Source organism: Nocardiopsis alborubida, assembly GCF_012396365.1.
GTDB lineage: Bacteria > Actinomycetota > Actinomycetes > Streptosporangiales > Streptosporangiaceae > Nocardiopsis > Nocardiopsis alborubida.
The window spans coordinates 108,280-132,596 of record NZ_JAAXPG010000005.1; the positions used below are offsets into that span (position 1 = coordinate 108,280).

Annotated in this window: 23 protein-coding genes; 16 read left to right on the forward strand and 7 right to left on the reverse strand. The window is 72.8% G+C overall.

Features of this window, described 5'->3' with window-relative positions; translation table 11 throughout:
- The first annotated feature begins 324 nt into the window (after positions 1–324).
- Positions 325–909, forward strand: coding sequence for a PT domain-containing protein (locus HGB44_RS06970; protein WP_061082754.1), 585 nt, complete (start codon positions 325–327; stop codon positions 907–909).
- A 205-nt stretch (positions 910–1,114) separates the two neighbouring features.
- On the opposite strand, the gene HGB44_RS06975 is transcribed toward HGB44_RS06970, so the two are convergent.
- Positions 1,115–3,253 (reverse strand): 5'-nucleotidase C-terminal domain-containing protein, encoded by a 2,139-nt coding sequence (locus HGB44_RS06975; RefSeq protein ID WP_061082753.1) that lies wholly within the window; start codon positions 3,251–3,253, stop codon positions 1,115–1,117.
- A 284-nt stretch (positions 3,254–3,537) separates the two neighbouring features.
- On the opposite strand from HGB44_RS06975, the gene HGB44_RS06980 reads away from it, so the two are divergent.
- On the forward strand, positions 3,538–4,098 hold the full coding sequence (locus HGB44_RS06980) for a hypothetical protein (RefSeq protein ID WP_061082752.1): 561 nt from the start codon (positions 3,538–3,540) through the stop codon (positions 4,096–4,098).
- A gap of 164 nt (positions 4,099–4,262) precedes the next feature.
- Here the strand turns inward: HGB44_RS06980 and HGB44_RS06985 are convergent, their stop codons facing one another.
- Positions 4,263–5,339 (reverse strand): serine/threonine-protein kinase, encoded by a 1,077-nt coding sequence (locus HGB44_RS06985; protein WP_061082751.1) that lies wholly within the window; start codon positions 5,337–5,339, stop codon positions 4,263–4,265.
- A 196-nt stretch (positions 5,340–5,535) separates the two neighbouring features.
- Between HGB44_RS06985 and HGB44_RS06990 the strand changes: the two genes are divergently transcribed.
- The 8 genes from HGB44_RS06990 to HGB44_RS07025 all read left to right on the forward strand — a co-directional run bounded on the left by HGB44_RS06990 (position 5,536) and on the right by HGB44_RS07025 (position 14,538).
- On the forward strand, positions 5,536–6,180 hold the full coding sequence (locus HGB44_RS06990; RefSeq protein ID WP_231972599.1) for a hypothetical protein: 645 nt from the start codon (positions 5,536–5,538) through the stop codon (positions 6,178–6,180).
- Positions 6,177–6,602 (forward strand): MmcQ/YjbR family DNA-binding protein, encoded by a 426-nt coding sequence (locus HGB44_RS06995; RefSeq protein WP_061082750.1) that lies wholly within the window; start codon positions 6,177–6,179, stop codon positions 6,600–6,602. The genes HGB44_RS06990 and HGB44_RS06995 overlap by 4 nt, the downstream gene beginning before the upstream one ends.
- A 19-nt stretch (positions 6,603–6,621) precedes the next feature.
- Positions 6,622–8,874, forward strand: coding sequence for an SF1B family DNA helicase RecD2 (recD2, locus tag HGB44_RS07000; protein ID WP_061082749.1), 2,253 nt, complete (start codon positions 6,622–6,624; stop codon positions 8,872–8,874).
- Positions 8,875–9,134: 260 nt separating this feature from the next.
- Positions 9,135–9,569, forward strand: coding sequence for a (deoxy)nucleoside triphosphate pyrophosphohydrolase (locus HGB44_RS07005; RefSeq protein WP_061082748.1), 435 nt, complete (start codon positions 9,135–9,137; stop codon positions 9,567–9,569).
- 201 nt (positions 9,570–9,770) lie between these two features.
- A complete protein-coding gene (gene typA / locus HGB44_RS07010) occupies positions 9,771–11,663 on the forward strand; it encodes a translational GTPase TypA (protein WP_061082747.1) in 1,893 nt (630 codons plus the stop codon).
- A gap of 91 nt (positions 11,664–11,754) precedes the next feature.
- Positions 11,755–12,420: a DUF6758 family protein gene (locus HGB44_RS07015; RefSeq protein WP_061082764.1), complete on the forward strand. Its 666-nt coding sequence runs from the start codon at positions 11,755–11,757 to the stop codon at positions 12,418–12,420.
- Positions 12,421–12,478: 58 nt separating this feature from the next.
- Positions 12,479–13,354: a PHP domain-containing protein gene (locus HGB44_RS07020; RefSeq protein ID WP_061082746.1), complete on the forward strand. Its 876-nt coding sequence runs from the start codon at positions 12,479–12,481 to the stop codon at positions 13,352–13,354.
- 110 nt (positions 13,355–13,464) lie between these two features.
- Positions 13,465–14,538 (forward strand): MBL fold metallo-hydrolase, encoded by a 1,074-nt coding sequence (locus HGB44_RS07025; RefSeq protein ID WP_061082745.1) that lies wholly within the window; start codon positions 13,465–13,467, stop codon positions 14,536–14,538.
- Positions 14,539–14,629: 91 nt separating this feature from the next.
- Here the strand turns inward: HGB44_RS07025 and HGB44_RS07030 are convergent, their stop codons facing one another.
- Together HGB44_RS07030 and HGB44_RS07035 are read right to left on the reverse strand one after the other, a co-directional pair.
- Positions 14,630–15,502 (reverse strand): alpha/beta fold hydrolase, encoded by an 873-nt coding sequence (locus HGB44_RS07030; protein ID WP_061082744.1) that lies wholly within the window; start codon positions 15,500–15,502, stop codon positions 14,630–14,632.
- A 190-nt stretch (positions 15,503–15,692) separates the two neighbouring features.
- The gene (locus tag HGB44_RS07035) at positions 15,693–17,243 is read right to left on the reverse strand and encodes a DEAD/DEAH box helicase (RefSeq protein WP_061082743.1); all 1,551 of its coding nucleotides are present in this window, start codon (positions 17,241–17,243) and stop codon (positions 15,693–15,695) included.
- A gap of 565 nt (positions 17,244–17,808) precedes the next feature.
- Between HGB44_RS07035 and HGB44_RS07040 the strand changes: the two genes are divergently transcribed.
- From HGB44_RS07040 to HGB44_RS07050, 3 genes are all read left to right on the forward strand, one after another.
- Entirely contained in the window at positions 17,809–18,492 is a 684-nt protein-coding gene (locus HGB44_RS07040) for a ferritin-like fold-containing protein (RefSeq protein ID WP_061082742.1), read from the forward strand.
- Positions 18,493–18,653: 161 nt separating this feature from the next.
- The gene (locus HGB44_RS07045) at positions 18,654–18,965 is read left to right on the forward strand and encodes a DUF6401 family natural product biosynthesis protein (protein WP_061082741.1); all 312 of its coding nucleotides are present in this window, start codon (positions 18,654–18,656) and stop codon (positions 18,963–18,965) included.
- Between the two features lie 272 nt (positions 18,966–19,237).
- Entirely contained in the window at positions 19,238–19,480 is a 243-nt protein-coding gene (locus tag HGB44_RS07050) for a hypothetical protein (protein WP_017564197.1), read from the forward strand.
- 71 nt (positions 19,481–19,551) lie between these two features.
- Here HGB44_RS07050 and HGB44_RS07055 read toward each other — a convergent pair whose 3' ends face one another.
- From HGB44_RS07055 to HGB44_RS07065, 3 genes are all read right to left on the reverse strand, one after another.
- Positions 19,552–20,349 carry a mechanosensitive ion channel family protein gene (locus tag HGB44_RS07055; RefSeq protein WP_061081987.1) on the reverse strand — a complete coding sequence of 266 codons (798 nt, stop codon included), beginning with the start codon at positions 20,347–20,349 and terminating at the stop codon, positions 19,552–19,554.
- Between the two features lie 304 nt (positions 20,350–20,653).
- The gene (locus HGB44_RS07060; protein ID WP_061081986.1) at positions 20,654–21,292 is read right to left on the reverse strand and encodes a TetR/AcrR family transcriptional regulator; all 639 of its coding nucleotides are present in this window, start codon (positions 21,290–21,292) and stop codon (positions 20,654–20,656) included.
- A 269-nt stretch (positions 21,293–21,561) separates the two neighbouring features.
- Positions 21,562–21,765, reverse strand: a complete 204-nt coding sequence (locus HGB44_RS07065; protein ID WP_231972534.1) for a hypothetical protein — start codon at positions 21,763–21,765, stop codon at positions 21,562–21,564.
- 374 nt (positions 21,766–22,139) lie between these two features.
- On the opposite strand from HGB44_RS07065, the gene moeZ reads away from it, so the two are divergent.
- The 3 genes from moeZ (at position 22,140) to HGB44_RS07080 (ending at position 24,287) form a co-directional block, all read left to right on the forward strand.
- Positions 22,140–23,303: an adenylyltransferase/sulfurtransferase MoeZ gene (gene moeZ / locus HGB44_RS07070; protein WP_061081984.1), complete on the forward strand. Its 1,164-nt coding sequence runs from the start codon at positions 22,140–22,142 to the stop codon at positions 23,301–23,303.
- A gap of 193 nt (positions 23,304–23,496) precedes the next feature.
- Positions 23,497–23,883 (forward strand): SPW repeat protein, encoded by a 387-nt coding sequence (locus tag HGB44_RS07075; protein ID WP_061081983.1) that lies wholly within the window; start codon positions 23,497–23,499, stop codon positions 23,881–23,883.
- Positions 23,884–23,960: 77 nt separating this feature from the next.
- A complete protein-coding gene (locus HGB44_RS07080; protein WP_061081982.1) occupies positions 23,961–24,287 on the forward strand; it encodes an MGMT family protein in 327 nt (108 codons plus the stop codon).
- The last annotated feature ends 30 nt before the right edge of the window (positions 24,288–24,317 follow it).

The following is a 24,317-nucleotide window of genomic DNA, read 5'->3' on the forward strand; positions in this document are numbered from 1 at the left end:
GGCCAACCGATGCCTCCGAACCCCCAGAACCCCCAGAGTCCGCAGGGCACACCGGGGGCTCCGAGTTCGCAGGCAGCACAGGGTAACCAAGGACCGCATGCCTCCCAGGCTCCCCAGGGGCCTTCGCATCCTCATGGGTTCCAGGCATCTCAGGGGGTTCCTGCCCCTCCAGGGCCGCAGGGTCCTCACTGGCAGCAGATTCCCCAAGGACCCCAAGGACCCCAAGGACCCCAAGGACCGCAGGGGCCCCAGGGGCCTTACGGGCAGCCGCCCCAGCCGCCCCGCCCGCCCCAGCCGGGCCGTTACGGCACCGGTCTGCTGGCCGTGCTCGCCGTGATCGCGGTGCTGGCGGGTGCGTCCTTCCTCGGTGGAGGACTCGCTCTCGGCGGCAGGGTGACCGGCCTCGTCGCCGCGGACGGCGGCTCCGATCCCTCGGCGGAGCCCAGCGGCGAGCCGACACAGGAGGCTCCCACCGAGGCCCCCGCGCCCACCCGGGAGCCCCTGCCCACCGACGAGCCCTCCGCCGAGCCGACGGACGAACCGACCTCCGAGGCGGAGAACCTCATCAGCTCGGAGGAGCTGATCGACGAGCTGCGCCGCGACTTCGGGATCGACGCCCGCCAGGACATCACCGACGAGGTCTGCGGCTCGGATCCCGAGGCCGAGGAGGCCACCCTCTTCCAGTGCACCTCGTCGATGGACACCAACCTGGTGAGGGTGGCCGCCTTCGAGAGCTCCGGAATCGCGATGATCGCCGCGATGGCCATGCTGGAGAGCGAGGAGAACTCCGCGGCGGACATCCAGGACGCCTGCCACTTCGTGCTGGTGTGGTTCGAGGAGAACGGCCTGGACCAGCAGGAGCGCGACGACATGGCCGAGGCCACGCGCGAGATCGCGGGCTGCCCCTGACCGGACCCGGAGGGCTCCGGGGCCCGGGGGCCGGTCGAGGGACCGGACCGCCGGGAGGACAGCTGGTGCGGAGCCCGGGGCCCGCAGGCCCGCGAAGCGCCACGGCCGGACGGCCGCCCGACCCCGCACACGCGGTGTCGGCAGGCCGTCCGGCCGCCTTTGGGACCAGCGCTGCGGGGCCGACCCGGCCGGGTCGGCCCCACTGTCAGGAGCCCGAGCCCGGGAAGTCCGCGCCCGCGGCCCCCCTGCGCCTGCGGCCGAGATAGAGCGCGGCCCCACCGGCCGCGACGGCGACCACGGCCGCCGCCACCAGGCCGAGCAGCGCGCCGCCCGTCCGCGGCAGTGAGCCGTCCGCGTTCCCGCCGGGCTTGCCGGAACCGTCGTCCGGGCCGTCCGTGGCGGGCGGGTCCGTCGGGTCCGGGCTCGGCCCGCCGTCCGGGTCGGTGGGCTCGCCGGTGGGTTCGACGGTCGGCGGGTCGGTGGGCGTTCCGCCGCCGTCACCGTCGGGGACGGTGGCCCGCTCTCCCACCACGATGCGGCCGGAACCGCCCTCGGGGTAGGCGGCCTCGGTGACCCGGCCCTCCAGGGTTCCGGTGAGCAGTCCCTCCAGCGCGGCCTGGTAGGTCGCGCCCACCACGGTGAAGTCCGCTCCGCGGAACGGGTACATGTCGCCGCCCCGGGCGGAGAAGTCGTTGGTCACGATCGTGATCGGGTCGCCGTCCACGACCTCGCCGTCCTCGACGAGCACCGTTCCGTCGTGCAGGATCGCGCTGCGGACCCGCTCGCCGGGGGTGGTCACGGTGCCCTCCTCGTCCACCACCTGCGCCGCGCGCTCCGGGTCGTAGGCGAAGTTGACCCCGGCGACCTGCATGAACGCGCCGCTGGCCGCGGGAGCCGCGGCCACACCCTGCTCCAGCAGCTCCTTGACCTGCGAGCGCGGGAGGTCGGGGACCACCGCCACCTGGTTGGCGAACGGGGCGATCGAGTAGGTGTCCAGCGCGGTCAGCGGACCGGCCGGGACCACCGAGGCGTTGCGGATGCCGCCGCCGTTCTGGATGCCGATCCGCGGAGCGGGCACGCCGTACTCCTGCGCGTTGCGCACGCCGGTGTCCAGCAGCGCGTCGGCCACCAGGTTGCCCAGGTTGGTCTCCTGGGTGCGCACGCCCGGGTTCTGGACGCCGTTGAGGTCGACCTCGCTGGTGGCCACCTCCGTCTCCGCCAGCCCCGCGACGTACTCGGACACGGGGGCGGTGACCTGCGACTCCACCTCGGGGTGGGGCTCGACCGCGTCCTCGCCGACGCCGGAGACCCGGACCGGCCCCGAACGGTCGGAGACCGACACCAGGTCACCGCCGTCGAAGTTCACGACCAGGCGGCCCACGTACTTGTGGTTGGACCCGGCGGTGACGATGGGAACCTCGACGCCCTCGGGGTTGGTGGCCATGAGCGGGTAGGACAGGGGCTCGCCGGTCTCCGGGTGCGCCGTGACCTCGTCGCCGGGCACCAGGGCGTCGTCGGCGCCGGCCATCACCTCGTGTCCGCCGCCCGCGACGATGACGTCGACGCCGGTCAGCTCCCGGGCCACGCGCTCCTCGTAGGCGATCCCCTGGAGGTGCGACAGGAGGACGATCTTGTCCACGCCCTCGGCGGTCAGCCGGTCGACCTCGGCCTGCACGGGGGCGACGAGGTCCTCCACCACCACGTCGCGCGGACTGGTGATGGTGTCCAGCGGCGGGTACAGCGCGCCGACGACGCCGACCTCGTGGCCGGAGGCCTCCACCACGGTGCTGGGCGCGATCCGGCCCCCGTCCGCCAGGGCGGCCAGGCGCGGCTCGGCGGACACGTCCACGTTGGCGGCGACCACCGTGGTGTCCCCGCCCAGCTGTTCGAGGAAGTCCGCGTACACGTCCGGGCCGAAGTCGAACTCGTGGTTGCCCATGGAGACCGCGTCGTAGTCCGCGTGGCCGGCGGCGAGGGCGTCGTAGAAGGGGGCGCCCTCCTCCCGGGAGGCGGCGAACTCCGGTCCCGGCAGGTACATGTCCCCCGCGTTGACCGTGACGACGCCGCGCTCGCCGGCCTCGTCCTCCCCGGCCGCGGCGCCGCCGCCCTCGGCCTCGCGCAGCCGGTCGAGCAGCGTCGTGAAGCGGGCGGCGCCGCCGAAGTCCTCCTGCCCGGAGGCGGACAGCAGCTGGGACTCGGGGTCGTTGGCGTGCAGGATCGTCAGGGTGAAGTCGGCGCCGTCCCCGGGGTTCATGGGGACGGTCGCGCCGGCCGCGGGGACGGACGGCACCACCAGGGCGCCGGTCAGCACCAGCGCGGCCGAGGCGCGCACGAGTCTGGACATCGTTGCGGGGCTCCTTCGCAGGCGGGGGACGGGGGATCCACCGGGGCGGACGGGGTCGGGGGACGGGCCCGAAGGGGTTCACACTAGAGCCGCCGGGGCCGGGGGCACATGGTTCCCACGGTTACGATTTGCAGAATCTGCGGTTCCGATACCGGTTTTCGGCCTGCCTGTATCGCGCTGCGTGACCGGACGACCTCCACGGTCCGCCCGGAGCCGCGCCTCCCGCGCTCCGGACCCCTACCATGGTTGGGACAAGCCGTCTCGACATCCCTCGGAGGACGTCCGTGTTTTCCTCTGGCCAGGACCCGTACGACCCCAACGGGACACAGGGCGCGGGCGGCGTCCCGCCGTACGGGGCGCCCGGCTCCGGGGCCGGTTTCGACGCGCTCCGCCCCGACGCCCCCCTCCCCAGGAAGGTGGCGGTCGTCCGCGCCCTGATGTTCGTGGGCGGCGTCTGCGGGCTGGCCCTGTCCGGCCTCTTCCTCATGGGGCTCAGCGTCTCGGCCGACGCGATGGACGAGGCGCTGCGCCAGCAGGCCGAGCTCGCCGCCGAGGAGGGCCTGGAACTCGCCGTCAGCGCCGAGGCGATGCGCGCCATGATGGTCGTCATGGCGGCGGTCACGGGCGTGTACGGGCTGCTGTCCACGCTCCTGGCGGGCAGGATCCGGCGCCGCACGGTCGGCGTGTTCTGGGGCGTCGTGCTCTTCCAGGGCGCTGCGGGCGCGCTCCTGCTGTGGACCGTGCTGGCCGGGGACGTCCTCGCGCTCGTCCCGTTGGGCTTCGCGGTCATGATGGTGGCGTACATGCTCTCCCGCGAGGGCCGCGCCCACTACGGGCTCCTCTGACCGGGGGTCGTCCACAGCCCCCTACCGGCGCCCGCGCCCTTGCGGTTTCCCGGAAGCCGGGGGTCCCCGGGGGCCTCCCACCCCGTGCTGCCCGCCTTGTGTGACACATCACCCCCGGCCGGCCCCGAGCGGCCCGGCGCTCGCCTCCGGCTCCCGCGGTCCCCTCAGCCCTCCCCGCGGCCGAACAACCCCGTCCGCGGGGGCTGCGGAGGGCGCACCGCCACCTCCGTCCACCGCCGCTCCAGCAACCCACGCACGGCCGCCGCCCCGGTGACGGCCCCCGCCTCCCCGGAGCCACCGGACGCGCGCACCCCGCCCTCAACGTTCTCCAGGCCCAGGGCGGCGCGCAGCAGCCCGGCGGAGTCGGGACGCTCGCCGGGGTCCTTGGACATCGCGGCCAGCACCAGCCGCTCCAGGCCGGGCGGCAGGTACTCCAGGTCCGGCTCCTCGAACATCACGCGCCGGGCCATCTCCTTGGCCCCGGCCCGGCCGAACGGGTCGTGCCCGGCGGCCGCGAAGGCCACCGTCGCGCCCCACAGGAACACGTCCGCGCCCTGCGCGGTGGGCTGGCGCCGGTACTGCTCGGGGCTGATCCACCCCGGGGTGCCCAACCGGTCGACCCGCTCGCTGACCCGCCCGTCGGCCAGCCCCTCCGGCGAGGGCAGCCGCAGGTCCCGGTAGGCGCGGCGCATCCGCCGCAGGCGCATCCACTTGGTGGGGTCGGGGTCCTCCACCGGGTGCGCGATCCCGAAGTCCAGCAGTTTGGGCCCCTTGCCCGAGAGCACCACGTTGCCGGGCTTGAGGTCGCGGTGGACCACCCCGGCGGCGTGGACCGCCCGCAGAGCCTCGGCGGTGCCCACGGCCAGTCCCAGGAGCATCCCCCCGCGCAGACGGCCGTACCGCTCCACGTGATGGCGCAGGGTGGGCCCCGGCACGTACTCGGTGATCATCCACGGCCGCGGCGCCTCCACGTCCGCGCGCACGAACCGCGCCACCGACGGGCTGTTCACCCTCGCGAGGAGGCGGGCCTCGTGGGCGAAGCGCTCCCGGAAGCGCCGGTCCGCCGCCTGCTCGGCGTGGACGACCTTGACCGCCAGGTAGCCGTGCACGCCCGGGGAGTCGGCCGCGTAGACCGTGCCCATCCCCCCGGAGCCGATCCGCCCCCGCACCCGGTGCCCGCCGATCTCGCGGGGGTCGTCCGGCTCCAGGGGGTCGAGCCTGCGCACACCTCGCGCTTTCATGGGGGCTCCCGTTTCACTGGGGACACGCTTCACTGGGGACACGCTTCACTGGGGACACAGGGGACGCGATCCTATCCGTCCCGGGCGCGGCGGTCGGAGTTCCACGCGGCCGAAAACCCCTACACGGCAGGAGGTTTCGGTATAAAAATATCGTAAAGCCCACGCGTGGCCACGCGCCCGAACCGAGAGGGACGCGATGGAGCTCACCCTCTCCGGCGGGTACAACGTCATCCTCACCTCCGACATGTGCCGGTCGATCCGCCTCGCCGCGCCCCTGGGCGCCCGGCGGGACGTGTGGTGCCCCGACGTCCGCGAGCCGGGGGAGGGCGCGCCCCTCATCGCCCAGGGCCCGGCCGAACGCGACGCCCGCGGGCTGCTCGTCCTCACCGAGCGCGGGGTCCAGGCCCGGTCCATGCTCCTGCCCCTGGCCGGTCTGGTCGGCGAGCCCGGACGGGAGGGCAGGCCCACGCTCGACCCCTCCCTGCCGGAGGAGCGAGCCCGGAGGCTGCGCCTGGCCCTGGACGCGGTGCGCGGCGGGCGCGCCCGCCACCAGCGCGCGGAGAGGGAGCGCGACCCCGTGCGGATCGTGGTGTCCGCGGAGGGGAGTTCGTGTCCCCGGAGCGCTCGACGAGGAGACCCGGCCCCTCCTGGAGCGCACGCAGAGCGCCGAGGTGCTCGACTCCCCCGTCCGGGCCCAGGAGCTGGCCCTGCGGGTGGCCGCGCTCGCCGGCGACCAGGACTGAACCGCTCCCGCGCGGGGCGTCCACAGGCCGAGGCCGGGCCTGCCGAACGTCGGCGGTCTCTGGCACTGTCGTGGGGGAGGAAGGGAGCTCCGCCATGACCCCCGGACAGTTCATCGACGCCGCCCTGTGGTTTCCCGAGGCCGAGGAGACCGAGCCCTTCGGCCCCGGCTACCTGGTCTACAAGATGGCCGGGCAGAAGATGTTCGCCCTGCTCATGGGGGGAGGTGACGGGGGCGGTCCCGCCACGGTCAACCTCAAGTGCGATCCGGAGCTGGCCCTGGAGCTGCGTGACCAGTTCCCCGCGGTCACCCCCGGGTACCACATGAACAAGAAGCACTGGAACTCCGTGCTCCTGGACGGCACGGTGCCCGAGGACGAGATCCTGGAGATGCTCAGACACTCCTACGTCCTGGTGGCGGGGAGCCTGCGCCGGGCCGACCGCGACCGCGTGCTCGCGGTGCTGGGCGACGGCGCGCCGGAGACCGGCGGACCGGCCCCGTCGGCCCCGGAGAGGGTGTGAACGAGGAGAGGACCGCCACGTGCCCGACGCGACCTTCCGACCAGCCGTCGTCCAGGGCGTCCTGGAGCGGGTCACCTACGCCAACGAGGAGAACGGGTACACCGTCGCCAAGGTCGACACGGGCCGGGGCGCGCACGACCTCCTCACCGTCGTGGGTTCCCTCATGGGCGTCCAGCCCGGCGAGGCGCTGCGCATGCGCGGCCGCTGGGGCTCACACCCGCAGTACGGCCGCCAGTTCCACGTGGACGACTACACGACCGTCCTGCCCGCCACGGTCCAGGGCATCCGCCGCTACCTCGGCTCCGGCCTGATCAAGGGCATCGGCCCCAAGATGGCCGAGCGGATCGTCGGCCATTTCGGCACCGACGCGCTGGAGGTCATCGAGGAGCACCCCGAACGGCTCATCGAGGTCCCGGGCCTGGGACCCAAGCGCACCCGGCTCATCGCCGACGCCTGGGAGGAGCAGAAGGCCATCAAGGAGGTGATGGTCTTCCTCCAGGGCGTGGAGGTCACCACCTCCCTGGCCGTGCGCATCTACAAGAAGTACGGCGACGCCTCCATCCAGATCGTGCAGAAGGAGCCCTACCGCCTGGCCACCGACGTGTGGGGGATCGGCTTCAAGACCGCCGACACCATCGCCCGCGCGGTCGGCATCCCGCACGACAGCCCGCAGCGGGTCATGGCGGGCATCCAGTTCACCCTCTCGGAGTCCACCGGCGACGGGCACGTCTACCTGCCCGAGGAGAAGCTCATCTCGGCGGCCGTGAAGATCCTCCAGGTGGAGGCCGGGCTGGTGATCGAGTGCGTGGCCGAACTCGTGGCCACCGAGGGCGTGGTCCGCGAGACGGTGCCCGGGCCCGAGGGGGAGCCCGTGCGCGCCGTCTACCTGCTGCCCATGCACCGAGCCGAGATCGGCCTCGCCTCCGGCCTGCGCGGCCTGCTCCACGCCCCGGCGGACCGCATGCCCGCGTTCGCCGGGGTGGACTGGGACGTGGCCCTGGGCTGGCTGCGCTCGCGCACGCGCGCCGACCTCGCCGAGGCCCAGAGCGAGGCCGTGCGGCTGGCCCTGTCGGAGAAGGTGTGCGTGCTCACCGGCGGGCCCGGCTGCGGCAAGTCCTTCACGGTCGCCTCCATCGTCACCCTGGCCATGGCCAAGCACGCCACGATCGTGCTGGCCGCGCCCACCGGACGCGCCGCCAAGCGCCTCACCGAGATGACCGGCATCGAGGCGCGTACGGTGCACCGGCTCCTCGAACTCCGCCCGGGAGGCGACGCCGCCTACGACCGCGACAACCCCCTCGACTGCGACCTCCTGGTGGTGGACGAGGCCTCCATGCTGGACGTGATCCTGGCCAACAAGCTGGTCAAGGCGGTCCCGCCCGGGGCGCACCTGCTGTTCGTCGGAGACGTGGACCAGCTGCCCTCCGTGGGCGCGGGCCAGGTGCTGCGCGACCTGCTGGACGGGGACTCCCCCGTGCCGAGCGTGCGCCTGACCCACGTCTTCCGCCAGGCCCAGCACTCCGGGGTGATCACCAACGCCCACCGGATCAACGGCGGCGAGCCGCCGGAGTTCCAGGGGATGTCCGACTTCTTCCTCTTCCCGTGCGAGGAGTCCGAGGACGCGGCCGAGATGACCGTGGACGTGGTCGCCCGCCGTATCCCGCGCAGGTTCGGCCTCGACCCGCGCCGGGACGTGCAGGTCCTCACCCCCATGAAGGGCGGCCCGGCCGGTGCGGCCAACCTCAACACGGCCCTCCAGAGCGCCGTGACGCCCTCCGGCGAGCACGTCCCCGAACGCCGGTTCGGCGGACGCGTCTTCCGTGTCGGCGACAAGGTCACCCAGGTCCGCAACAACTACGACAAGGGCGAGAACGGGGTGTTCAACGGAACGCTCGGCGTGGTCACGGGGCTCGACGAGGTGGCCCAGGAGGTCCTGGTCCGCACCGACGAGGACGAGGAGATCGCCTACGACTTCGCCGAGCTCGACGAGCTCGCCCACGCCTACGCCATCACCGTGCACCGCTCCCAGGGCAGCGAGTACCCCGCGGTGGTCGTGCCCGTCACCACCAGCGCCTGGATGATGCTCCAGCGCAACCTGCTCTACACGGCCGTCACCAGGGCCAAGAAGCTGGTCGTCCTCGTCGGCTCCCGGCGCGCCCTGGCCCAGGCGGTGCGCAACGCCTCCTCCGGGCGCAGGCACACGGCCCTGGCGCACCGGCTGCGGTCGGCCGGTCGTCCGCTGGAGGAGCCCCCGGCCGCGGACGCCCCCTGACCGCACGGCACGGGAAAAGACGGTGAACGTTCGCCGATATCCGTCACGCGCGTCCACCGGGCGAAATATGCTCTGCCCCAACCTCCGGCTCCGGGCGCCGCGTCCCGACCCGGGCGGACGACCAGCCACACCGGAGGCCGGCGCTCTTTCCACTCCCCCGGAGAGCGGCGGCACCCCCGGGCTCCGGCCTCCCAGCGCCGGCGCCCGGGGCCCACGCCCGCCGCCCCGGAGGTCACAGGCCCTGGCTAGGGTGGAGCACTGTGGAACAGCAGACCCTGATCGTGGTGGGAGCCGTCATCGTCCGTGACGGCCGCGTCCTGGCCGCACAGCGCGCCGACCCCGAGGCCCTGCGCGGCCGGTGGGAGTTCCCCGGCGGCAAGGTCGACCCGGGGGAGAGCCCGGAGCTGGCCCTGGTCCGCGAGTGCCGCGAGGAACTCGGCGTCGCCGTCCGCCCCCTGCACCAGCTCGGGGCGGACGCGCCCTTCCCCGCGCCCGCCAGGAGGCACACGCGCCCCGCCGTGCTGCGGCTCTGGCGCGCGGAACTGGTCGCGGGGGAGCCCCGCCCCCTGGAGCACCTGTCCCTGCGCTGGCTCGCCGCCGACGAGCTGCGCGGCCCGGACTGGCTGCCCGCCGACGTGCCCTTCCTCGACCTCGTCGAACCCCTGCTCACCCCGGGCGCCGTCCCCCGCTCCTGACCCCCGCGGGTGAGCGGACGCCGCCGTGCGCGCGGGAGCGGCCGGGCGCCGCCGCGCGCCGGACAGGAGCGGCCGGGATCCGCGGGGCCGTGACGGCGGCGGCCTGCACGTTTCCCCACCAGCCCACCATGACCGCATAAACTGGCGGTGGGCCGTGGCACTCCGCGGTTCTTCCCAGTACCAGGAGAACGAGACTTTCCCATGTCCAGCGCTACGCCCGTCGAGGGCTCCGCACGCCGCAGCGACCTCCGTAACGTCGCGATCGTGGCCCATGTGGACCACGGCAAGACGACCCTCGTTGACGCCATGCTCTGGCAGTCCGGTGTGTTCCGGGAGAACCAGGACGTCGACGACCGGGTGATGGACTCCAACGACCTGGAGCGCGAGAAGGGCATCACCATTCTCGCCAAGAACACGGCCGTCCACTACACCACGCCCGAGGGCGAGGACGTGGTCATCAACATCATCGACACCCCCGGCCACGCCGACTTCGGCGGCGAGGTCGAGCGCGGCCTGTCGATGGTCGACGGCGTGGTCCTGCTCGTGGACGCCAGCGAGGGCCCCCTCCCGCAGACCCGCTTCGTGCTGCGCAAGGCCCTCCAGGCCAAGCTCCCCGTCATCCTCGTGATCAACAAGGTGGACCGGCCCGACAGCCGGATCGCCGAGGTCGTGGACGACACCTACGAGCTGTTCATGGACCTGGACGCCGACGAGTCGCAGATCGAGTTCCCGATCGTCTACGCCTGCGCCCGCGACGGCAAGGCCTCCCTGGAGCGCCCCGCCAACGGCACGGTGCCCGACAACGACAACCTCGTGCCGCTGTTCAGCACCATCCTGGACACCATCCCGGCACCCGAGTACATCCCCGGGGCCCCGCTCCAGGCGCACGTGACCAACCTGGACGCCTCCCCGTTCCTGGGCCGCCTGGCGCTGTGCCGCATCCAGCAGGGCGAGCTGCGCAAGGGCCAGCAGGTCGCGTGGATCCGCACCGACGGCACCGTCCAGCAGGTCAAGCTCACCGAGCTGCTCATGACCGACGGCCTGGAGCGCAAGCCCGCCGAGAAGGCCGGGCCCGGCGACATCGTCGCCATCGCCGGTATCGAGGAGATCATGATCGGCGAGACCCTCGCCGACCTGGAGAACCCGGTCCCGCTGCCGCTGATCCGGGTGGACGAGCCCGCCATCTCCATGACCATCGGCACCAACACCTCGCCGCTGGTCGGCAAGGTCAAGGGCGCCAAGGTCACCGCGCGCCTGGTCAAGGACCGCCTCGACAAGGAACTCGTCGGCAACGTCTCCCTGAGGGTCCTGCCCACCGAGCGCCCCGACACCTGGGAGGTGCAGGGCCGCGGCGAGCTGGCGCTGGCCATCCTGGTCGAGCAGATGCGCCGGGAGGGCTACGAGCTGACCGTCGGCAAGCCGCAGGTGGTCACCCGGGTCGTGGACGGCAAGGTGCACGAGCCCGTCGAGCGCCTCACCGTGGACGCCCCCGAGGAGTACATGGGCGCCATCACCCAGCTGCTCAGCATCCGCAAGGGCCGCATGGAGAACATGGTCAACCACGGCACCGGCTGGGTGCGCATGGACTGGCTGGTGCCCTCCCGCGGCCTCATCGGCTTCCGCACCGAGTTCCTCACCGAGACCCGCGGCACCGGTATCGCCCACCACGTCTTCGAGAAGTTCGAGCCGTGGTTCGGCGAGCTGCGCACCCGCCCCAACGGGTCCCTGGTGGCCGACCGCTCCGGCGCCGCCGTCGCGTTCGCGATGTTCAACCTCCAGGAGCGCGGCACGCTCTTCGTCGAGCCGGGCACCGAGGTCTACGAGGGCATGATCGTGGGCGAGAACTCGCGCTCCGACGACATGGACGTGAACATCACCAAGGAGAAGAAGCTCACCAACATGCGCTCGGCCACCGGCGACGAGCTGGTGCGCCTGGTGCCGCCGCGCAAGCTGTCCCTGGAGCAGGCGCTGGAGTTCTGCCGCGAGGACGAGTGCGTGGAGGTCACCCCCGAGCACGTGCGCATCCGCAAGGTCGTCCTGGACCAGAAGGAGCGCGGCCGGATGACGGCCAACAAGAAGCGCCAGCAGCAGTAGGACCGCTGCCCCCGTGCGTGGGCGGGCCGCCTCGGCGGCCCGCCCACGACGCGTTTTCCGGTGGCTCCCCTCGGGTAGACCCGTGATCAGCATGAAGTCCGAGCCCACGTGTCCCCGTTGCGGGCGCGCGGTCCAGCCTCCGGGGCTGTGGACCAGCGCCTGGCAGTGCGACGCCCACGGGCCGGTGGCGCCCCTCCAGGAGGTGCGCGCCCCCGGGCCGGCCGCGCTGGAGGCACTCCTGCCCCAGGCGCACGTCCCGGTCTGGATCCCCTGGCCGCTGCCCGCCAACTGGGTGGTCACCGGCTTCGCCGAGGCCGGTGACGACCGCAGCGGCGCCCTCGCCACGGCCGTCGCCCTCTCCGGGCCCGACCTGGTCGGCGGTGTCGGCGAGGTGGTCATCGTCGCCGAGGACCCGGGAGTCGGGCTCGGCGCACGCCTCGCCGGGCTGGAGGGCCCCGACCCCGGCGACGGCTTCGACGCCTCCGCCGCCGACGCCAAGGTGCGCTTCGACGGCCACGAGATCGCCCTGTGGAACCTGGCCCTGGGCCCCGACCGCGCCGTCTACACCGGCGAGGCGCTCGCCCAGTGGCTGTGGCTCGTCTTCGCCTCCGCCGACACCGGCGTGCTCATGTGCGAGATCAGCGCTCTGCGGGACCTGCGCGACATCCGCGACGGCGGGCTCTCCCTGGAGCCGCCCTTCGGCGCACCCAGCCCCTTCCTCACCCGGGCTCTGGCGCCCCGGCGGGACGCGGATTGAGCGGGAGGCCCTCGCCCCGGCGGAGCGCGCCGGAGCACGGCCTACGTACAATCGCCCGGTGACACGTATCGACCTGCACGCACACAGCTCGGTCTCCGACGGAACCGACACCCCCGCCGAAGTCGTCGAGCACGCGGTCGCCGCGGGTCTCGACGTGCTCGCCCTCACCGACCACGACACGGTCGGCGGAATCGGGGAGGCGGCCGAGCACCTGCCTTCCGGGTTCACCCTGGTCCCCGGGATGGAGCTCTCCTGCGCCCACGCCGGGTCCAGCGTCCACCTGGTGTGCTACCTGTTCGATCCCGACGACCCCGCGCTCACCGGTGAACTGCGCCGGGTCCGCTCCGACCGGGCCTCCCGCGCCGAGGAGATGGTCCGCAAGCTCCGCGAGCACGAGGTCGACGTCACCTGGGAGCGGGTGCTGGAGATCGCGGGTGCGGGCCGCGACGAGTACGCCGACGCCAACACGATCGGCCGCCCGCACCTGGCCCGCGCGATCGTGGAGGCGGGCGCGGCCAGGGACGTGCAGGACGCCTTCGACCGCTGGATCGGCTCCGGCGGCCCGGCCTACGCCTCGCGGTACGCGATCGACCCGGTCCGCGCGGTGGAGCTGGTCCGGGCGGCGGGCGGGGTCTGCTCGCTGGCCCACCCGGGTCGGGCGGAGGGCGCCCTCAACGGCGCGGTCCCCCTCGAACTCGTGGAGCGCATGGCCGGGGCCGGCCTGGGCGCGATCGAGGCCGACCACCCCTCGCACAACCGGCGGCAGGCCCGCCACTGGCGGGGCGTGGCCGGGGAGCTGGGCGTGCTGGTCACAGGCTCCAGCGACGACCACGGAAGCCTCACCGGTCACCGCCTGGGGTGCAGGACCACCGACCCGGAGGCGTTCGAACAGCTCGTGGCGCCCGCGACGGGGGTGCCCCTTCTGCGCGGGTGAACCGCGTGTCGTCCTCCCGGGGTCCGGTACGGTACCGACCACTGTGCGGGAGCGCGACAATGGTCGCAGCGCAACCACCCATACCCGGACGAAGTCGAGAGGTCTGAGCCGTGTTCTGGAATCGGAAGTCGAAGAAGCAGGAGGGCCAGGAGGCCACCGATTCCGCTGCGGAGGCCGCGGCGGAGCACGAGGAGACCGCCTCCGCCAGCGGGGACGGGGCCGCTGACGACGGGGCGAAGGACGCGGCCGGAACCGCTGAGGCCGCGGCGGAGGCCGTCGACGACGGCGCCGCGGAGCCCACCGCCGACGCCGGGGAGACCGCGAAGGCGGAGAAGGCGAAGGACGGGGGCGCCGACGGCACGTCCGACGGGGACACCACCGCGGACAGCGTCGCGGACGACGCGGACGAGGCCGAGGACTCCGCCGACGGGGACGGGAGGACGGAGGAGGCCGGGGCTTCGGACGGGTCCGAGGACTCCGACGAGGCCGACGAGGCCGACGAGCCGGTGAACGCCGACGTCTTCGCAGACGAGGGCGAGGAGGCCGGGGTGACCGGCCCCGACGGCGAGGGCATCACCCGCGTGCGCACCGCCGGGACCTTCGAGTTCGACGGCGAGGAGTACCCGGTCGTCAGCAACACCTGGATCATCGACGCCGACGACGAGGGCGTCGTCGTCATCGACCCCGGCCACGACGCCGAGGCGATCCTGGCCGCCGTCGGTGAGCGCGAGGTCTACCTGGTGGCCTGCACCAACGCCTACAGCCCCCACATCGAGTCGGCCATCAAGGTGGCCGAGGAGTCCGAGGCCCCCATCGCGCTGCACCCCCGCGAGATGCGCGCCTGGCGCCGCCACCACGGCGCCGAGCACCGCCCCGAGATCGAGGTGGAGGGCCAGGGCGCCCTCGACATCGGCAAGCTGCACATCGACGTCCTGGCCCTGCCCGGTACCTCCCCCGGCACCGTCGGCTACTACCTCAGCGAGCGCGGCGTCGTCTTCGGCGGCGACACCCTGCGCAAGGGCGAGCCCGGCATGGTCGGCAACACCTACATCGACTACACCACGCAGCTCGCCTCCATCGGCGAGGCGCTGCTGTCCCTGCCCCCGGACACGCGCATCCTGCCCGACCGCGGCCCCGCCACCACCGCGGCGGCCGAGGGCAAGAACTTCGACTCCTGGGTCTGAGCACAGACCCTCCGGGACCCAGCCCCCGCACGGCCGCCGCCGACCCGCCACGTTGACGGGTCGGCGGCGGCCGTCGCCGTGGGGACCGCGCTCAGCGGCGGCCCACCGACTCCGCCTCGTTCCAGAACGCGGTCAGCGCGCTCGCGACGGTCTCGGGCGCCTCCACGTTGGGGGAGTGTCCGGCACCGGGCACCACGAGGCGCTTGGCGCCCAGCCGCTCGGCCATCCGGTCCTGCTCCTCCAGCGGCCAGGCGTCGTCGTTCTCGCCGTACAGGACCAGCTTGGGGGCGTCCACCCGGGCCAGTTCGTCCACGCGGTCCGGCGCGGACACCAGTTCCTCCGCCATGTGCATCAGTCCCACGGCGCTGCTCCTCAACAGCCGGTCGCGCAGGAAGTCGCGGATCTCGGACCGGGAGCTGCGGGCCCGCGCCACGGAGTCGAACTGCTCCTCCCACAGCTCGCGGAGCCGCTCGGCGGTGGGGTTGACGGACACGGCGGCGATGAGGCCGCTCGCGGTGCCCGCGCCCGGACCGCTCAGGGCGCCGGGGCCCGAGCACAGGAGGGTGAGCGAGGCCAGCGGCGCCATCTCCACCAGCGCGGCCTCGCGTGAGACCAGCCCGCCGAAGGAGTGGCCCAGCAGGTGGACGGGGCCGCCGTCGCCGACCTGGTCCATGACCTCGGCGACCACCGCGCCCAGGGAGGGCAGGCCGTAGTCCGGCCTGCGCACGCCCGGGGGAGGGGAGAGGGATTCGGGGCCCGGTGACTCGTAGGTGCCGGGAAGGTCGATCGCGACCACCTCCCGCCCGGCCTGGGCCAGGCTCTGGAGGAGGGCGATGAAGTCCTCCTTGCTGCCGGTGAACCCGTGCACCAGGACAGCGGGGGCCAGTTCGGGGCCGCCGGAGGTGGGCAGCGCCCGCAGGGCGGCCACCGGACCGTACGACAGGGTCAGATCGGCGCGTCGCACGCCCGGTGGCAGGTCGATGAACTGAGGTGTACTCACGTCGGGTCACCCTAGACGATCGTCAGCCCGGGCAGACATAACCCGGGTCGTGGCCGACGGCCGGGACCGGTGCGGGCGTCGGCCCCGGGGCCCCGCGACCGGGCCGCGGGGCGCACGGCCGCGACGCCCGCCACGGGCGGGCGCCGGGGAGGGGTCAGGTGTTCTCGGGGTCCCTGCGGACCGCGCCGCGGGTACGGCGGCGGCGCCGTACCTTGCGCGCGCCCTCGTCGGAGGGTGCCGCGCCCTCACGCGGTGCCTCCTGGGCCACCGGCGCGCTCTCGGCCTTGCCCGCCGCGGCCTCGGCCCCGGCCGCGCTCTGGCCGCCTCGGGTGCGCCGACGCGAACGGCTGCCGCGGCTCCGGCCGCGTCCGCCCTCGTCGCGTCCGCTCTCACCGCGTCCGCCCTCGGCTCGCGCGCCCTCGCCGCGGCCCCGGCCCCGCCGACCGCCGCGCTCGCCGCGCGCCACGCCGGTGTCGCCGATGTCCTCGATCTCCTCGGCCTCCAGACCCGCGTGCTCGTCACGCCGGTCCGCGGCCAGCCTGCCCTTGGTCCCGGCCGGGATCCGCAGCGCCTCGAAGAAGTGCGGCGAGGTGGAGTAGGTCTCCTCCGGCTCGTGGAAGGGCAGGTTGAGGGCGCCGTTGATCAGCTTCCAGCGCGGCATCTCCTGCCAGTCCACGAAGGTGACGGCGGTGCCGCTGCGCCCGGCCCGGCCGGTGCGGCCGATGCGGTGCGTGTAGGTCTTCTCGTCCTCGGGGGTCTCGTAGTTGACCACGTGCGTGACGTCGTCCACGTCGAGTCCCCGGGCGGCCACGTCGGTGGCGACCAGGATGTTGATCTTGCCGTTGCGGAAGGCCCGCAGGGCCCGCTCGCGCTGGCTCTGCCCCAGGTCGCCGTGGACGGCCGCGACGGCGAACCCGCGCGTCTCCAGGTCGCCCGCCACCCGGTCGCAGGCCCGCTTGGTCTGGCAGAACACCATGCTCTGGCCGTGGTCCTGCGCCTGGAGCAGGCGGGCGAGCATCTCGATCTTGTCCATCTGGTGGGTGCGGAACGCGTGCTGCGTGATCTGCCCCGTGATGGCCGAGCCGTCGATCTCGTCGTCGTCGCTCGCGCGCACGTGCGTGGGGCGGTGCAGGTACTTGCGCGACAGGGAGACGATCTCGCTCGGCATGGTGGCCGAGAAGAGCATCGTCTGGCGCTCGCTCGGGATCCTGGTGAGGATGCGCTCGATGTCGGGCAGGAAGCCCAGGTCGAGCATCTTGTCGGCCTCGTCCAGCACCACCGCGGACACGCCGCCCAGGCTCAGGTGCTTCTGCTTCTCCAGGTCCAGCAGGCGGCCCGGGGTGCCGACGACGACGTCGGTGCCCTCCTTGAGGCCGTTGACCTGCGGCTCGTAGGAGCGGCCGCCGTAGACGGTCAGGATGCGGGTCCCGCTGCGCTTGCTGGCGGTGGTCAGGTCCGCGGCGACCTGGATGGCCAGCTCGCGGGTGGGGACCACGACCAGGGCGCGCGGCCGCTTGGACGTTCCGGGGTCCTTCTGCGCCCGCTGGAGCAGGGGCAGGCCGAAGGCCAGGGTCTTACCGGTGCCGGTACGGGCCTGGCCGATGATGTCGCTGCCGCCCAGCGCGATCGGCAGGGCGAGCTCCTGGATGAGGAAGGGCTCGATGATCCCCTCGGCCTCCAGGGCGTCCGCGAGTTCGGTGCTCACACCGAGGTCGCGGAAGGTCGTCTTCGGTTTGGTCGTGACTTCTGTGCTGCTCAGGGCTCAAGCCTCCATCTTGGCGGGCCGCAACGTTGGCGTGGCCGCGGCGGGATGCGGTCGCGGACGGCTCCTCGGCCGCCGCGGGGGGCGCGGCTCACCGGTCGTCCCTCTCGCGGAACGGTGCGGTGGCGCTGCCGTGAGGTCCCGTGCGGCGCAGGGGTTCTGTCCGGCCGCGGATCGGGACCTTCCCCGCTCGGGACGGGGAGCATCCGTGGTTCGTCGTTATTCCTCGCGCGGTCCGGTCCACCGTCGGTGGGGCCCGCGCCTGTGCGGGCGCCGCCTCCGCGGCGCCGGTACGTGGGAGATCCCGCGTGTGTGAGGGAGATGTTCGCGTCGGACGCACACACCGGTCATCACGCAGAGTCTAGCTGCTGACTCGCCAGGTGGACATACCAGTTCACCGGGCTGTGGACGGCGTGGACCGTACCCGCTCCCGGCGTGTACAACCGTGCCTTCGGTCCGTTTAGTCCCCGGTTCGGTGCCCGGGGGGCCTGGCGATACCCTGGCGGGCATGACCCACGGCCCCTCCGCCGAGCCCGGCGTGATCGACCTGCTCGGCCTGCTCGCCTACGCGGAGCTCGGCTCCTTCTTCCGCCTCGCCGACGACGCGGGCCTGGCCCCGTCGCTGCGCTCCAAGGGGCAGCTGGCCGCCCTGGCCGCCACCGAGCAGGCGCACTACCAGTCGCTCCGCGACCGGCTGGAGGAGCTGGGAGCGGTGCCCGAGGAGGCCATGGGGCCCTTCGTGGGGCCGCTGGACGCCTGGCACGACCGGACCGAGCCGCAGAGCTGGCTGGAGAGCCTGGTCAAGACCTACGTCGGCGAGGGCATCGCGGGGGACTTCTACCGCAAGGTCGCCGAGCTGGCCGACGAGGAGACGCGGACCCTGGTCGAGGGCGTGCTGGCCGAGACCGGGCGGGCCGAGTTCGTCTCCGCGACGGTGCGCGCCGCGGTGGAGGAGGACCCCAAGCTGGTCGGGCGCCTGTCCCTGTGGGCCCGCCGCCTGGTCGGCGAGGCGCTCAGCCAGGCGCAGGCCGTGGCGGTCTCGCGCCCCCAGCTCGCCGCGCTCCTGGCCGGGGACCCCGGGCGCGTCCCGGACGGTACGGGGCTCGGCGACCTCGCCGCGGTCAGCCGGATGTTCGCCTCCCTCACCGACCGCCACTCCGACCGCCTCAAGGCCATGGGACTGACCGCCTGACACGCGATCGCGGCGGCCGGATTCCTTGCCCGTCCTTGACCGGCCCCTGTGGGATCTTGGTCAAGCGCGGGTAATATCCAACACTTTCGTGACGATTCGTTGGGCACTGGCCGTAAAATCGATGAAGTTTCCGTCTCCTGACCACGCGAGTAGGTACTTCCATGCCCAGTGGGACCTCCGTGCGCCATCCGCTGGCCGGACTCACCCGTGACTTCCACCGGATCGGCCCCCTCGGTGCCCCGATCGAACCCTGGATGTGCGCTGAGCTGGACCAGCACGCCGCACAGGTGTGCGAAGGCATCACCTCCTCCGGTAGCGAGCTCAACGCCCGCACCCTGGGCACCTACCTGCACGGATTCCTCGACGGCTGCCTCGAACGGGGCTGGGACTCCGAGGCGGTCGAGTACGACTGGGAGACACTGCGCGTCCTCGCGATCTGCCGACTGGCCAAGGAGCGCGGTTTCGTCCGCTAGGTTTGGTGGCGTCCGCAGACCGGTGTGGTTCACAACCCGAGCTCCTCGTGGCCCCCGTCCCTACCCGTTCTCCGGTGGAAACCCGTCTTCGGGCGTACGCTGAAAAGTACTGGTGACTCCACAGCGGCCGATTCCGGTCCGGCGCACCGTGGCAGAACCAGGGTCCTGCGGAATGCAACCTGGGACTGACGGTGTTATGTCGGTCCGGAAAACGGACCCACAGGCACCGTAACTGGCGGAGCGGCCCGCAGAGCCGCGAGAAAGGAAGGCGAATGAGGAGCGGTCGGCATGGGGCGGCGCGCCCACCGGTCGGCGTCCTGATCCAACAGGACCGCGTCGACTTCGCGCTTTTCGCACTGATCTTCGTCGTCGCGCTGGTGTCGATGGTCTTCACCGGGCCCGGGAACGTCGCTTTCTGGCTGGCCTTCCTCCCGATCATCGCCTCCGTCGTGCTGACCTTCCGGCGGATCGAGCATCTCTCACGCCTGGAACTGCGCGACTCGGAATTCCTCTAGGGGGCGTCCGGCGGCACACGGCGGGGGCGGGGCCGTACGGCCCCGCCCCCGCCCCGTGTCCGCGCCCGTGGCTACGGCGCGGGCGGCTCGCCGCCCGCGCCGCGCCGTGCGCTCTGGGAGGTCGCGCCCTCGCGCGGCTCCGTGCGCTCGGCGGTCGAGGGACGGCCCAGGGCCGCCTCGCGACCGGCCCGGTAACTGCTCTCCTCGCTCATGCGGCTGGTCTCGCGCTCGGCCACGTCCAACCAGCGGGACCAGCGCGAACGCATCGGCTCGATCATGCCGCCGCCCACACCGACGACGAGGATGCCGCCGACCGTGGCCAGGACCGCGATCAGCACCGGCACGGTGACGGTCACCGCCACGCCCATCTGGTTCAGCGCCGCGATGACGCCGAGGGCCAGGATGAACACGCCAGCGGCGTTGGCCAGGAAACGGCCGTAGGAGAGGCCGCCCAGCGCACCGGAGACGATGTCGCGGACCGCCTTGGCGATCATCGCGGCCACCACCACGATCACCAGCGCGACGATGCCGCGCGGGATCCAGGCGATGACGTCGTTGAGCAGCGTGCTGATCGGGTTCGGTCCGAAGACGCTGAACGCGAGCGTGAACACGAACAGCAGCCCGACGTAGTAGATGATCTTTCCGCACAGCTCACTGGCGCTCCAGCGGCTGCGCTCGAAGTACTCGCCCACACCTCCGCGGTGCAGGGCACGGTCCAGTCCGACGCCGTGCAGACCCTTGGCGACCGCCTTGCCCACCAACCAGGCGATGATCCATCCCAGGACCAGGATCACCAGGAAGCCGATCAGCAGCGGCACGAAGCTCGCCACCGCCTGCCAGGCCGTCATCAGGCCCTGACCCATGTCCATAACGTCTTCACCCCCAAATCGCTTGCTCCGCCGGGGCTTCGAAGCGAAGGACCGGGCGGATACGGCGAAGAGAAGTGCGTTACTTCTCATTCCGGCGATACCCGGAGGGCGGCAATTGAATCGCTTGTCCCACGCAAGCGGAGGTGATTACCTTTTTTTGGGACATTCCTTGCCCGGCAGTGGGAAGAAATCCCTTTCTCGGCTGCCGGGGCGCTTTCGGGGCGTCACCGGGGAAGGCGAAGGCCCCCGTGCGCGCACGGGGGCCGGTCGTCGTCGGGCGGCGGGGCCGGTCCCGCCGGATCCGTCAGCCCTGTTCCCCGGAGCCGCGTTGCAGGTCCCAGCCGCTGATGCCGCGCCAGGCCAGGCGGGCCACCAGCTGCTCCGCCGCGTCCTTGGGCACGGAGCCGCGGCTGTTGAGCCAGTACCGGGCGCTGGTCTCGGCCATGCCGACCAGCCCGATGCTCAGCAGGTGCGCCTCCTCGTCGGAGATGCTGGTGTCCTGGCGGATCACCTCGCCGATGACCTCGGCGCAGCGCTGGAAGGTCTCCTCGCTCTTCTCCCGTACGGCCGGGAGGTTGCGCAGGTCGGACTCGAAGACCAGCCGGAAGGCCTCGCCGTCGCCCGCGACGAAGTCGAAGTAGGCGCGGAAGCTCGCGATGACGCGCTGGCGGTTGTCGTCCGTGCTCTCCAGGGCCTCGCGCTGCTTCTCGACCAGCACCTCGGAGTGTTCCTCCAGCAGGGCCAGGTACAGCTCCAGCTTCCCCGGGAAGTGCTGGTAGAGGACCGGTTTGCTGACTCCGGCGCGGTCGGCGATCTCGTCCATCGCCGCCGCGTGGTACCCGCGAGCGACGAAGACCTCCTGGGCCGCTGCCAGGAGCTGGCGGCGGCGCCTGACCCGGGGCAAGCGGGTACCCCGGGCGCGGGAGTCTGAAGGAGCTGTCACACCGACCCTCCGAACTCGGCATGGCAGATGCACGCCATAACCGGACATCTGCGTGGCTAGTGCTGGCGGACCGCGGCCAGTGGGCGCGCTCCACAGCGGTCCCCCTCATCCTACTCCGGCGTAGGTTCCCCGTGAGCAGGGGGAAGCCGGTTGGGGTCCCGGACGGGCGCGGCGCGGCACCGGCCGAACAGGTGGTCAGGGCCGCGATCGGCGGCCAGGAGGAAGCGGAGGAAAAAGGACGCGGGCCCGGGCGGGCGTGGCCTTCCCCGTCAGCGTCGGTCCTCGTCGTCCACGCCCGCCTCGCGGGCCTGTTCCACCACGTCCGCCTCGGCGGCTCGCTCGAAGCTCTCCTCGGACGGATTCTCCCACCCGTCCCCGCCCTCGTCGCCCCCGGCGGGCGCGCGCTGCTCGACCGCGTCGGCCTCGGGCACCTCGGATGCGGGGTCCCCGCCGGCGGCCGGGCGTCGTCCCACGGAACGGTTCTCCTGTGCCACAGGGTCCTCCCCAACGTCGTCGCCGTGCGTACGCCCGACCACTACCCGCCGCCCGGGCCGGTACGCGCGGCCCCGGGGACGAACTCGCCCGCGGGGCCGGCCGCCGACCTGGGCCGGGGCCCGGCGGACCACGAGGGGACGGAGCGGGGATGAACTCGCCCGCGGCGTTGGTTGTGAGGGGGAGGGACGGGCCCGCGAAGGGTGTGCTCCACGCCTCCCGGTGACGGGAATGCAATACCCCACCCGTTAGGTTGGGTATAAGTGCAAGCACGCTTCGCGTCCCCGCCCCCTCGCCCGGTGGCCCCTGCGGTACGGGCGGTGCGAAGCAACCCGAACAGACATGAGGAGTCACCGTGTCGCTGCCGCCGCTGGTGGAACCAGCTGACGAGCTGACCGTGGACGAGGTGCGCCGTTACTCGCGTCACCTGATCATCCCCGACGTGGGTATGGACGGGCAGAAGCGCCTGAAGAACGCCAAGGTCCTGGTCGTCGGCGCGGGCGGCCTGGGCTCCCCGGCGCTGCTCTACCTGGCCGCCGCGGGAGTGGGCACGCTCGGCATCATCGACTTCGACGTCGTCGACGAGTCCAACCTCCAGCGCCAGGTCATCCACGGACAGAGCGACGTCGGCCGCCCCAAGGCCGAGTCCGCCCGGGACAGCATCAAGGAGGTGAACCCGGGGGTCCGCGTCATCCTGCACCAGGAGCGCCTGGAGTCGGACAACGCGCTGGAGATCTTCGCCGACTACGACCTGGTCCTGGACGGCACCGACAACTTCGCGACCCGGTACCTGGTCAACGACGCCTGCGTCATCCTCGACAAGCCGTACGTGTGGGGTTCGATCTACCGCTTCGACGGCCAGGTCAGCGTCTTCTGGAACGAGTACGGGCCCCAGTACCGCGACCTGTACCCCGAGCCCCCGCCGCCCGGCATGGTGCCCTCCTGCGCCGAGGGCGGCGTCCTGGGCGTGCTGTGCGCCTCCATCGGCTCGGTCATGGTGAACGAGGCCATCAAGCTGATCACCGGCATCGGTGACCCGCTGGTGGGCCGCCTGCTCATCTTCGACGCCCTGGAGATGACCTGGCGCGAGGTCAAGGTCCGCAAGGACCCCGACACCGAGCCGGTCACCGAGCTCATCGACTACGAGGCGTTCTGCGGCGCCGTGTCGGAGGAGGCCACCGAGGCCGCCGCCGGTTCCACGATCACCGCGGGCGAGCTCAAGGACCTGCTGGACAACAAGCCCGAGGAGATCTTCCTCGTGGACGTCCGGGAGAAGAACGAGTACGAGATCGTCAGCATCCCCGGGGCCACGCTCATCCCCAAGGGAGAGTTCCTCAACGGCAGGGCCCTGGAGCAGCTGCCGCAGGACCGGCGCATCGTCCTGCACTGCAAGTCGGGCGTCCGCTCCGCCGAGGCGCTGGCCGCGGTGCACGCGGCCGGCTTCTCCGACGCCGTCCACGTGGGCGGCGGCGTCCTGGCCTGGATCAACCAGGTCGACCCGAGCCTGCCCGAGTACTGACGGACGGGCCCGACGGGGGACGGGGCGGTGCCGGGAGGCGATCCCGGCACCGCCCCGCCGCGTTCGCGCCCCGGCTCCCGGCCCCGTCCCGCCTCCCGCTTTCCGCCGTCGTGCCTGCTCAGTCCGCCGGGCGGGTAGGAGTCCGGGCAGGGGCCGTCGGCCGACGGCGGCCCGCTCCTCGGGAGGTGGCTCCATGGGACGCAAGGGACGATGGGCGGACTGGGCGGCGATCCTCGCCGGTCTGGCCCTGGGACTGAGCTGGATCTGGCACGGGATGTACGGCTTCGGCGGGGGCGCGATGTTCGTCCTCGGGCTGGGCGTCATCATGGCCTCGGTGGTCTCCATCACCCGGCCGGGGGCGCTGTCGAGCGAGGCGGGCGTCCTCGCGATCGGCGTCCTGGTCTTCGTGATGCCGTGGCTGCTGGGCTTCACCGATCTCACCGCCGCCGCCTGGACGGCGTGGATCCTCGGCGCCGTCGTGGCCCTGCTGGGGGCGTTCGGCCTGTTCAAGGCCTCCCAGGCCCGCAAGCGCGACCCCGAGCTCGCCTGGGGCGAGCACGGAGACCAGGTCACCGCCTGACCGGGCGCCGCGCGCGCCCCGGGGTCGCCTCCGCGCGGCCCCTCGCCGTGTCGGCGGTCCCCGGTAGGCTGCCGCCTGTGTTCGAGGACGCGGAGGGCGGGCCGGACGACTACGCCGAGGAGGTCCTGGCGGTGGTCGAGCGGATCCCGCCGGGACGGGTGATGGCCTACGGCGACATCGCCGAGTACGTCGGCAGGGGAGGACCCCGCCAGGTCGGCTCGGTCATGTCCTCCTGGGGCGGCGCGGTGGCCTGGTGGCGCGTGGTGCGCGCGGACGGCAGACCGCCCTCCTGCAACGAGGTCCGGGCCCTGTCCCGCTACGCGGCGGAGGGCACTCCCATGCGCCCCGGAAGCGATCGCGTGGACATGCGCAGGGCCCGCTGGGACGGGGAGGGCGGAGCCTGAGCGGTCCACTGTGGCGGGGATGACGTGCGG

What these genes read in the sequence shown, in the direction of transcription:
- HGB44_RS06990 (WP_231972599.1), top strand. Translation starts at nt 5,536, where the DNA reads ATGGAGCTCACCCTCTCCGGCGGGTACAACGTCATCCTCACCTCCGAC.
- HGB44_RS07050 (WP_017564197.1), top strand. Translation starts at nt 19,238, where the DNA reads ATGAGGAGCGGTCGGCATGGGGCGGCGCGCCCACCGGTCGGCGTCCTG.
- HGB44_RS07055 (WP_061081987.1), bottom strand. Translation starts at nt 20,349, where the DNA reads ATGGACATGGGTCAGGGCCTGATGACGGCCTGGCAGGCGGTGGCGAGC.
- HGB44_RS07040 (WP_061082742.1), top strand. Translation starts at nt 17,809, where the DNA reads ATGACCCACGGCCCCTCCGCCGAGCCCGGCGTGATCGACCTGCTCGGC.
- HGB44_RS06985 (WP_061082751.1), bottom strand. Translation starts at nt 5,339, where the DNA reads ATGAAAGCGCGAGGTGTGCGCAGGCTCGACCCCCTGGAGCCGGACGAC.
- HGB44_RS06975 (WP_061082753.1), bottom strand. Translation starts at nt 3,253, where the DNA reads ATGTCCAGACTCGTGCGCGCCTCGGCCGCGCTGGTGCTGACCGGCGCC.
- HGB44_RS07015 (WP_061082764.1), top strand. Translation starts at nt 11,755, where the DNA reads ATGAAGTCCGAGCCCACGTGTCCCCGTTGCGGGCGCGCGGTCCAGCCT.
- HGB44_RS06995 (WP_061082750.1), top strand. Translation starts at nt 6,177, where the DNA reads ATGACCCCCGGACAGTTCATCGACGCCGCCCTGTGGTTTCCCGAGGCC.
- typA (WP_061082747.1), top strand. Translation starts at nt 9,771, where the DNA reads ATGTCCAGCGCTACGCCCGTCGAGGGCTCCGCACGCCGCAGCGACCTC.
- HGB44_RS07045 (WP_061082741.1), top strand. Translation starts at nt 18,654, where the DNA reads ATGCCCAGTGGGACCTCCGTGCGCCATCCGCTGGCCGGACTCACCCGT.
- HGB44_RS07075 (WP_061081983.1), top strand. Translation starts at nt 23,497, where the DNA reads ATGGGACGCAAGGGACGATGGGCGGACTGGGCGGCGATCCTCGCCGGT.